Genomic DNA, 8,968 nt, shown 5'->3' with positions numbered 1-8,968 from the left:
CCAGATCCAGCTCAAGGCGTGGCAGGCGCCCGCCCCCCGGGAGCCCGGGGACGGAAAGCTGCCGCCTGTCGAGTACGAGGAGAGCGACAAGCAGATCACCGTCTCCGGGCGGGACTTCACCCTCACCCTCGACAAGACCAGCGGCACCCTCACCGACTTCCGGCACAAGGGCGTCGTCCTGCTCACCGAGGGCCCGGTGCCCAACTTCTGGCGCGCCCCCACCGACAACGACCGCGGCCGGAACTTCCACCAGACCGCCAAGACGTGGAAGGAGGCGGGCCGCAAACGCACCACCGACGAGGTGAAGGTGACCCGCGAGAGCCGCTCGGTCGTCACCGTCGAGGTCCGCAGCACCCTGCCCACCGCGCCCGCGACCAGCGCGTACAGCACCGTCTTCACCGTACGCGGCGACGGCGAGGTGCGCGTGGCCCACACCCTGGAGCCCGGCAAGGGCCTGCCCGATCTGCCGGTGGTCGGAGCGCTGCTCACCCTCCCCGCCGGGCTGTCCACCTTCAGCTGGTACGGCCGTGGCCCGCACGAGAACTATCAGGACCGTGCGACCGGGGCCCGGGTGGGCCGCCACCGCTCCGACGTGGCGGACCGGTTCACGCCGTACGTACGCCCGCAGGAGTGCGGCAACGTCACCGGTGTGCGCTGGGGCGAGCTGACCGGCAAGCACGGCTCGGGGCTGCGCGTCACCACGGAGGACGGCGACCATCTGGAGCTCGGCGCCCTGCGGTACACCCCCGCCGACCTCGACGGACCTGAGCACCCCTACGAGCTGAAGCCCAGGAAGGAGACGGTGCTCGGCGTCAACCACCGGCAGATGGGCGTCGGCGGCAACGACTCGTGGGGCGCCGCTCCGCTGGAGAAGTACCTCCTTCACGCGGACCGCGCCTACCGCTACGGTTACCGCCTGCGCGCGGTGCGATGATCCGCGGGCGGTAGCGGACGCGGCAGGCGCGGGGAACGCGGCAGGCGAGCGGAGAGGAGCCGAGCGTGGCGGAGCGGCGGGACGATTTCACGACCGTGGCGGACGGGACCCGGGTGGCGACCTACACCTGGCTCCCCGAGGGAGACGTCCGCGCCCTGGTCCAGGTCGCGCACGGCGCCGCCGAACACGCGCTGCGCTACGACCGGTTCGCCCGCCGGCTGACGGCAGGCGGCTACGCGGTCGTCGCCTCCGACCACCGGGGGCACGGCGGCACGGCCGCGCACACCGGCGGCTACGGCGCGGTGGGCGCCGAGGGCTGGCGGACCACGGTCGCCGATCTCAAGGAGGTCGGCGACCGGGTCCGTGCCCATATGCCCTCCGACGCCCCGCTCTTCCTGCTCGGGCACAGCATGGGCTCGCAGCTCGCCCGCGACTACGCACAGGAGTACGGCCAGGAGCTGTCCGGACTGGTGCTGTCGGGCACCTTCCGCTCGCTGCCCGGCTGCGAGACCGAAGCCGCCGCGCAGCGGCTGGAGCGGGAGATCGCCGAGCGGGGCCGGGACGCACCGTCCGACTTCACAGCGGTGCTGTTCAGCTCCTTCAACGACCCCTTCGAGCACCGCACCGGCTTCGAATGGCTCTCCCGCGACGAGGCCGAGGTCGACGCCTACGCCCAGGACGAGCGCTGCGGCTTCCCGTTCGGCGCGGGCCTGGCCCTGGACTGGGTGCGCGGCTCCCGCAAGATCAACGACCCGGAGCAGTTCGCCCGTATTCCGCGCGGACTGCCCGTGCACATCGCCGTCGGCGACCAGGACCCGTGCAACCAGGGCATGACGCTCGTCTACGAACTGCTGGAGGACTTCCGCTACCTGGGTACGCGCGATCTGAGCTGGCGCGCCTACGAGGGCGCACGGCACGAGATCCTCAACGAGACCAACCGGGACGAGGTCGAGGCCGACCTGGTCGAGTGGTTCGAGAGCCACCTGGATCGGCGCCCTAGCCTGCCGCGCGTGCCGCGTCAGCCCGTCGTCGCCCACTCCTTGGCGAACTCGCCGGGCGAGGAAGGACGCGCGTAGTACCAGCCCTGCGCCGTGTCGCAGCCCAGGTCGCGCAGTTGGTCGGCCTGGCTCTCGGTCTCCACCCCCTCGACGGTGACGGCCAGCCCGAGCGCGTGCGCCAGCGAGACGATGCCCTCCACGAAGGTGAGGTCCACCGGATCGGCCGGATGCCGCTGGAGGCCCTGGGTGAAGGAGCGGTCCAGCTTGAGCGTGGTCGCCGGGAGCTTGCGCAGATTGGCGAGGTTGGAGTAGCCGGTGCCGAAGTCGTCCAGCGCGATGTCGACGCCGATCTCGGCCAGCTGCCACAGCGGTTTGAGCTCGTCCTCGTCCGCGCCGATCAGCGCGCTCTCGGTGACCTCCAGGCACAGCGAGGAGGGCGCCACGCCCGCGGCCTCCAGCACGGCGATGGTGTCCGGCACCAGATCCGGGTGGTGCAGCTGCCGGGGGGAGAGGTTGACGTTGACGCGCAGCGGCTGCCCGCTCGACCAGGTGCAGGTCTGCGCCACGGCCTGCTCCAGCACCCAGCGCCCCAACGGCACGATCAGCCCGGTGTGTTCGGCCAGTGGGATGAACCGGTCCGGGCCGAGCCGGCCGTGCACCGGATGCCTCCAGCGCACCAGTGCCTCGGCCCCGTCCACCCGGCCGTCGCTCATCCGGATCAGCGGCTGGTACTCCAGGAAGAACTCGTCCCGCTCCAGCGCGGCGGGCAGCCGGTTGGTGAGGCTGTGCCGGTCTATGGCGCGGGCCTCGGAGGCGGGGTCGGCCAGCTCGTAGCGGTTGCCGCCCGAGTCCTTGGCCCGGTACATGGTGATGTCGGCGCTGCGCAGCACCTCGGCGGGCTCCAGCTGACCGGAGGCGCCCTCGACGATGCCGATGCTCGCGCGTACGGACAGCTCGCGCCCGTCCACCGAGATGGGGGTCGCCAGCGCCGCCAGCAGCGCCCGCGCCAGGCCGGTGACCTCCTCCGTCCCCTGCGGGTCGGACATCAGTACGGCGAACTCGTCGCCCCCGATGCGGGCCACCAGGTGTGCGGGAGCCGTGGTGCAGGACTGCAGGCGCTCGCCGACGGCGACCAGGAGCTGGTCGCCCACGGCGTGGCCCAGGCTGTCGTTGACCGTCTTGAAGCCGTCGATGTCCAGATAGCACAGCCCGAACCGGGCCACCCCGTTGCCGGGGGTCAGGATGCGGTCCAGGCGCTCGGCGAACAGGGTGCGGTTGGGCAGCCCGGTCAGCTCGTCGTGGGTCGCCTCGTAGCGCAGCCGCAGATGCAGCAGGCGGCGCTCGGTGATGTCCTCCATGAGGGCCAGCTGGTAGCGGGGTTCGCCGTCGGCGTCCCGCAGCAGCGAGACGGTCAGATTGGTCCACAGCACGGTGCCGTCGGGACGCTGGTAGGGCTTCTCGACGCGGAAGTGGTCGCGTCGGCCGGCGGCCAGCTCGCGGTGCAGCCGCCACACGTCCGGGGCGTCGTCCGGGTGCACCCAGTCGTTGATGTTGCGGCGGCGCATCTCCTCCTCGGAGTGCCCGAACATCCGCGCCAGTGCGCCGTTGGCGTCGCGCAGTCGGCCGTTCATGTCGGCGATGCCGATACCGATGGTGGCTTCCTTGAATACGGCACGGAACCGGGTCTCGGAGGCGTGCAGGGCCTCCTCGACGGCGGTCTGCGCGGCCAGCGCCGCACGCGAGAGTGCCTCCTGCTCGGCCAAGGTGCGCTCGCGCACGGCGAGGGTGAAGCCCGCGGCGATGGCGTGCTGGAGCCGGGCGCAGCGCGAGCGGGCCTCGTCGACACCGAGCGAGCCGGGCGTTCCGGCGTAGAGCACGAGATACGACTCGACGACGCCGAGGATGTGCGGCAGCGCGTCGGGGCTGGTGCAGTGCGCCTCGTTCACCAGCACCTCGCCGACCTCCCGGGCGGGTGCCGGGCTGAACGGGTAGGCGTGCAGCGCCTCTCCCAGCCGGATGGCCAGCGGGTGGAGGAAGTCCTCCAACTCGGCGCGGGAGAGCGAGGTCTGGGTGGCCGGGTAGACGGCGCGGCTCCAGATCCGCGCGAAGCGGCGCGGTCCGTCCTCGCCCTCCGCCGGGCCGGTGCCGCTGTGTGTCGAGCTCGTATGCCCCTCGTGCTGTGCGGGCTCGTCCTGGGGGGTCACTCGGACAGTCCCGCCTTACGGCCCACTCCGGCGAATCCGCCGAAGACGGCGGGGTCCTCGTGCTCCGTGGGACTGTCGGGGCGCCAGCGCGGCACTGCGACCAGACCCGGCTCCACCATCTCGAACTCCTCGAAGAACTCCGCCACTTCCTGCTTGGACCGGATGACCAGCGGGGCGCTCGCGGTGCTGTAGACCTCCTGCAGCGCCGCGCCTCCGTCGCGCACGGGCCCGCCCTCGGGCGAGCCGTGGGTGAGCACCAGCAGACTGCCGGGCGCCAGGTGCCGGGCCAGCTCCGCCACGCACTTGCGGGGCTCGTCGCGGTCCTCGATGAAGTGCAGCAGCGCGACGAGCATCAGCACCACCGGCCGGCGGGGATCCAGCAGGTTCTCCACCTCGGGGCTCTCCAGGATGTCCTGCGGTGAGCGGAAGTCCGCCGAGACGATGCCCACCCTGCTGTCGCCCTCCAGCACCGCGCGGCTGTGCGCGACGGCCACCGGGTCGTTGTCGACGTAGACGACCCGCGCGTCGCGGTCGAGTGCGTGGGCCACCTCGTGGACGTTGCCGAAGGTGGGGATGCCCGAGCCGATGTCGAGGAACTGGGTGATCCCCTCCTGGACGGCGAAGCGGATCGCCCGGCGCATGAAGGCGCGGTTGGCCTGCATGATCTTGGGCAGTCCGGGCCAGGCCCTGATCGCCCGCCGTGCCGTCTCCCTGTCGACCTCGAAGTTGTGCGACCCGCCCAGGTAGTAGTCGTACATCCGCGACACGCTCGGCACGGTGAGATCGATGCCCTGCGGGGCCCAGGCGGGACGTTCCATCGAGGGGTCTCCAGCTCGCTTCATTCACCGGGGAGTTCCGGTCGGGGCCATGAGGCTACTGACCGAGAAGCGGCGCGTGGAAGGAAACAGCGTTACTGGGGCTGGATCTTGCCCGGGGCTTGACAGCCCGGCCGGGAGGTATCGGGGCATAGCGCACCGCAGGCCCCGTGATTTAATCAGTCTAATTGCGAACGAGTTGCAAGAGCGTGTGATCTCGAACAAGGAGTGTGCCACAGATGACTGCCCGGACGGTACGGACAGCCACCGCGATGGCCCTCGCCGCGGTCGTGCTCGTGGGGGCCCCGGCGTGCTCCGCGCCCGGCGACGGTGACGGTTCGGGCGGCGGCACGGACTCGCTCACGGTCGGCGTCGCCCAGGAGCCGGAGACCCTCAGCCCGCTGCTGGGCTACGGCAAGGAGGGCAACTCGAAGATATTCGACGGCCTGCTCACCCACGACGCCAAGATGCATCTGCGGCCCGCACTCGCCACGCGGCTGCCGAAGGTGAGCAAGGACGGCCGCACCTACACCTACGAGCTGCGCAAGGGCGTCACCTTCAGCAATGGCAAGCCCTTCACCGCCGAGGACGTCGTCTACACCTACGAGACGATCCTCGACAAGAAGACCAACAACGCGTCCAAGGGCGAACTGGACGCTGTCGAGAGCGTCCGGGCACAGGGTCGCCACCGGGTCGTCTTCCGGCTCAAGTACCCCTACGCCGCGTTCGCCGAGCGCACCGTGCTGCCCATCGCCTCCAAGGCCGTCGCCTCCAGGACCGACGTCAACACCGGCTCCTACAACACCAAGCCGGTGGGCACCGGACCGTACATGCTCACCAGCTGGCGCAAGGGCGAGAAGCTCAGCTTCAAGGCCAACCCGCGCTACTGGGGCGGCAAGCCGAAGGTCGAGCGGTTCACCGTGGCCGTCATCGAGGACGACGACGTGCGCGCCACCCGGTTGCGCTCCGGCGACCTGGACGGCGCCATCCTCCCGCCCAACCTCGCCAAGGCGTACGAGGAGGATGAGGAGAAGCGCACCTTCAGCGCCAAGACCGCCGACTACCGCGCCGTGACGCTCCCCAGCGGCAATCCGGTCACCAAGGACAAGGCGGTCCGCCGCGCCCTCGACCTGGCCGTCGACCGCAAGGCCCTGGTCAAGTCCGTCCTCAACGGTGCCGGCAAGCCTGCCTACGGTCCGCTGCCCACCGACAGCCCCTGGTTCGCCAAGGGCACCGAGCGCCCGCACGACCTGGCCCGCGCCAAGAAGATCCTGGGCGAGGCGGGCTGGAAGCCGGGCAAGGACGGCATCCGCGTCAAGGACGGCAGGCGCGCCGCGTTCACCCTCTGGTACTTCTCCGGCGACAAGCTGCGGCAGGACCACGCCCTGGCCTACGCCTCCGACGCCAAGAAGGCCGGCATCGACGTCAAGGTCCAGGCCGGCAGCCGGGAGGTCGTCCGCCCCAAGCTCGACCACGACGCGATGCTGATGGGCAACGGCTTCCCCGCCGACCCCGACTTCGACCTCTACCCGACACTGCACTCCTCGCAGATCGGTGACGGCTGGAACAACCTCGCCGCCTACCACGACAAGACGGTGGACAAGCAACTCGACGTGGCCCGCCGCAGCCGCGACCCCGAGGTGCGCAAGAACGCCTACGACAAGGTGCAGCGGGCGCTGGCGAAGAACCCCGGCTACACCTTCCTCACCCACATCGACCACGTCTATGTCATCGACGACAAGTGGCGTGGCCTGACCACCCAGGTCGAACCCCACGACCACGGCATCGGCGCCGGCCCCTGGTGGAACCTCCAGGACTGGAAGCCGGAGAAGTGAGTTCGCGCAACAGCCCGCTGCGCTCGGACAGTGCCTCTGTGCTCGCCGCGCGTGGGCAGTCCGCTCCCCCAGCCTCCGGCCGGGAGGTGCCCCCACGCCCCTGGCGGAACAGCTGCCCGCAAGCCGGTGGAACCGGCGCCCACAAGCGATGGCGCGCCGTCGCACGGCTGGTGGGGCGGCGGATGCTGGCCGCGATACCCGTGCTGGCGGCGGTCACGTTCGGGGTGTTCGCCGTAGCGGCGGCGTCCCCCTTCGACCCCGTGCAGCAGTACGCCGGGTCGGCCGGACTCAGCGCCTCGCAGGAGACGCTGGACCAACTGCGCAGCAATCTCGACGTCGACGGGCCCTTCACACAGCGCTGGTGGGACTGGCTGACCGGCGCGCTGTCGGGCGACCTGGGGGACTCCACCTCGCTGCGGCAGCCCGTCTCCCAGGTCATCGGTGAACGACTCGGCTGGTCGGTGCTGCTGTGCGCGGTGGGCTTCGTCTTCGCCGTCCTCGTCGGTACGGCTCTCGGCGTCGCCGCGGCACGCCGCAGGGGCGGGCTCCTGGACCGGACGGTCACCTCGCTCGCCTACACCCTGGAGGCCGCACCGCCCTTCTGGATCGGGCTGCTGGGCATCTGGCTGTTCGCCGTCCGGTTCGACGTACTGCCGGCCGGTGGACTGACCGACTCCGGCAGCGACGTCGTCACCGCGGGTGCGCTGCTGCGCCATCTCGCGCTGCCCGCACTGGTGCTGGGGCTCTCACAGGTGCCGTGGTTCTTGCTGTACGTACGCCAGGGTGTCGCCGACGCGCTGGAGGAGGACGCCGTGCGCGGGGCACGCGCCCGAGGGCTGGCCGAGCGCACGGTGCTGCTGCAGCACGCGCTGCGCTCCGGACTGCTGCCGCTGCTGACGCTGGTCGGTTCGCGAGTGCCCGAACTCATCACCGGAGCACTGCTGGTGGAGACCGTCTTCAGCTGGCCCGGTATCGCCTCGGCCACCGTCAAGGCCGCCACCGCGACGGACTTCCCGCTGCTGGCGGCCCTCACCACCCTGGCCACGGTGGCGGTGCTCGGCGGGAATCTGCTCTCCGACCTGCTGTACGGGCTGGCCGACCCGCGCGTCGCCCTGGAGGAGATGTGAGCGCCGTACTCAAGGGCGGCCCGACGCTCCGAGCCGGAAGCGGCCGCACGCTGCGCGTGCGCGCCTCGGCCGCGGTGCTCGTGGCCGTGCTCGCCGCCGTACTCCTGGTGCCGCTGCTGTTCCCGCTGGACGAGCAGGCCGTCGACATGGCCAACAAGCTGCATGCCCCCTCGGCAGCCCACCCGTTCGGCACCGACGACGTGGGCCGCGACGTACTGCTGCGCTGCGTCTACGGGCTGCGCGTCTCGCTGCTGGTCGGCGTGGTGGCCGCGCTGGCGGCGACCGTCATCGGCACCGCCGTCGGTGCGGCTGCCGGTGCCGCCGGCGGCCGCGCGGACCGCATGGTGATGCGGGTGGTGGACGTCTTCTCCTCCGTACCGCACCTGCTGCTGGGCATCTTCATCGTCGCCATGTTCCGCCCCGGTGTCTGGCCCGTCGTCGCCTCCGTCGGACTCACCCACTGGCTGTCCACCGCACGGATCGTCCGCGCCGAGATGCTGTCCCTGCGCTCCCGGGACTTCGTCGACGCCGCGGTCTCAGGCGGCGCCTCGCGGTGGCGGGTCGCCGTACGCCATCTGCTGCCGGGGGTGCTGCCGCAGGCGGGGCTCGCCGCCGTGCTGATGGTGCCGCACGCCATCTGGCACGAGTCGGCGCTCTCCTTCCTGGGCCTCGGACTGCCCACGCACCGCGCCAGCCTGGGCAACATGATCCAAAGCGCCCGGGGCACGCTGCTGGCCGGCGACTGGTGGCCCACACTCTTCCCCGGCCTGTTCCTCATCATCCCCACCCTCGCCATCGCCTCACTGGCCGGCGTATGGCGGGAGCGGATCAACCCGCGGCGCCGATCGGAGCTGATGCTGTGAGCCAGGACACGGCCACGACGGACGGCACGCACCGCCCGCTGCTGCGGGTACGGGAGCTGACCGTTCGCTTCGGGATGCGCCACGGCCGCCGGATCGCCGCCGTCAGCGACGTCTCCTTCGACCTGGCGGCCGGGGAGTGCCTGGCGCTGGTGGGGGAGAGCGGCTGCGGAAAGTCGGTGCTCGCCTCCGCAC

General features: G+C 71.3%; 8 protein-coding genes. 6 read left to right on the top strand and 2 right to left on the bottom strand.

Annotation, left to right across the window (positions count from 1 at the left end; genetic code table 11):
* Together KBY19_RS34755 and KBY19_RS34750 are read left to right on the top strand one after the other, a co-directional pair.
* The coding region (locus KBY19_RS34755; RefSeq protein ID WP_247691722.1) for a beta-galactosidase small subunit at window positions 1-934 on the top strand (934 nt) is incomplete at its 5' end.
* A gap of 65 nt (window positions 935-999) precedes the next feature.
* Window positions 1,000-2,010 carry an alpha/beta fold hydrolase gene (locus KBY19_RS34750; RefSeq protein WP_210967432.1) on the top strand — a complete coding sequence of 337 codons (1,011 nt, stop codon included), beginning with the start codon at window positions 1,000-1,002 and terminating at the stop codon, window positions 2,008-2,010.
* On the opposite strand, the gene KBY19_RS34745 is transcribed toward KBY19_RS34750, so the two are convergent.
* Together KBY19_RS34745 and KBY19_RS34740 are read right to left on the bottom strand one after the other, a co-directional pair.
* Window positions 1,953-4,031: a bifunctional diguanylate cyclase/phosphodiesterase gene (locus KBY19_RS34745; RefSeq protein WP_180289969.1), complete on the bottom strand. Its 2,079-nt coding sequence runs from the start codon at window positions 4,029-4,031 to the stop codon at window positions 1,953-1,955. The two genes, KBY19_RS34750 and KBY19_RS34745, sit on opposite strands and share 58 nt — an antisense overlap.
* A gap of 101 nt (window positions 4,032-4,132) precedes the next feature.
* Window positions 4,133-4,954: an SAM-dependent methyltransferase gene (locus KBY19_RS34740; protein WP_185018578.1), complete on the bottom strand. Its 822-nt coding sequence runs from the start codon at window positions 4,952-4,954 to the stop codon at window positions 4,133-4,135.
* A 236-nt stretch (window positions 4,955-5,190) separates the two neighbouring features.
* Here KBY19_RS34740 and KBY19_RS34735 point away from each other — a divergent pair, with 236 nt between their 5' ends.
* The 4 genes from KBY19_RS34735 to KBY19_RS34720 all read left to right on the top strand — a co-directional run.
* Entirely contained in the window at window positions 5,191-6,786 is a 1,596-nt protein-coding gene (locus tag KBY19_RS34735; protein ID WP_185018579.1) for an ABC transporter substrate-binding protein, read from the top strand.
* A gap of 167 nt (window positions 6,787-6,953) precedes the next feature.
* Entirely contained in the window at window positions 6,954-7,913 is a 960-nt protein-coding gene (locus KBY19_RS34730) for an ABC transporter permease (protein ID WP_221507023.1), read from the top strand.
* Complete coding sequence (locus KBY19_RS34725) at window positions 7,910-8,776, top strand: ABC transporter permease (RefSeq protein ID WP_099885333.1); 867 nt, start codon at window positions 7,910-7,912, stop codon at window positions 8,774-8,776. The genes KBY19_RS34730 and KBY19_RS34725 overlap by 4 nt, the downstream gene beginning before the upstream one ends.
* On the top strand, window positions 8,773-8,968 hold a 196-nt coding region (locus tag KBY19_RS34720), incomplete at its 3' end, for an ATP-binding cassette domain-containing protein (RefSeq protein ID WP_307843700.1). The genes KBY19_RS34725 and KBY19_RS34720, both read left to right, overlap by 4 nt.

Origin of the sequence: Streptomyces sp. B15, from assembly GCF_018070605.1 — a bacterium.
In the GTDB taxonomy this organism is placed as follows: Bacteria; Actinomycetota; Actinomycetes; order Streptomycetales; family Streptomycetaceae; genus Streptomyces; species Streptomyces smyrnaeus.
Note: the sequence above shows the minus strand (reverse complement) of the source record. Positions and strands in the feature narration are given on the sequence as shown.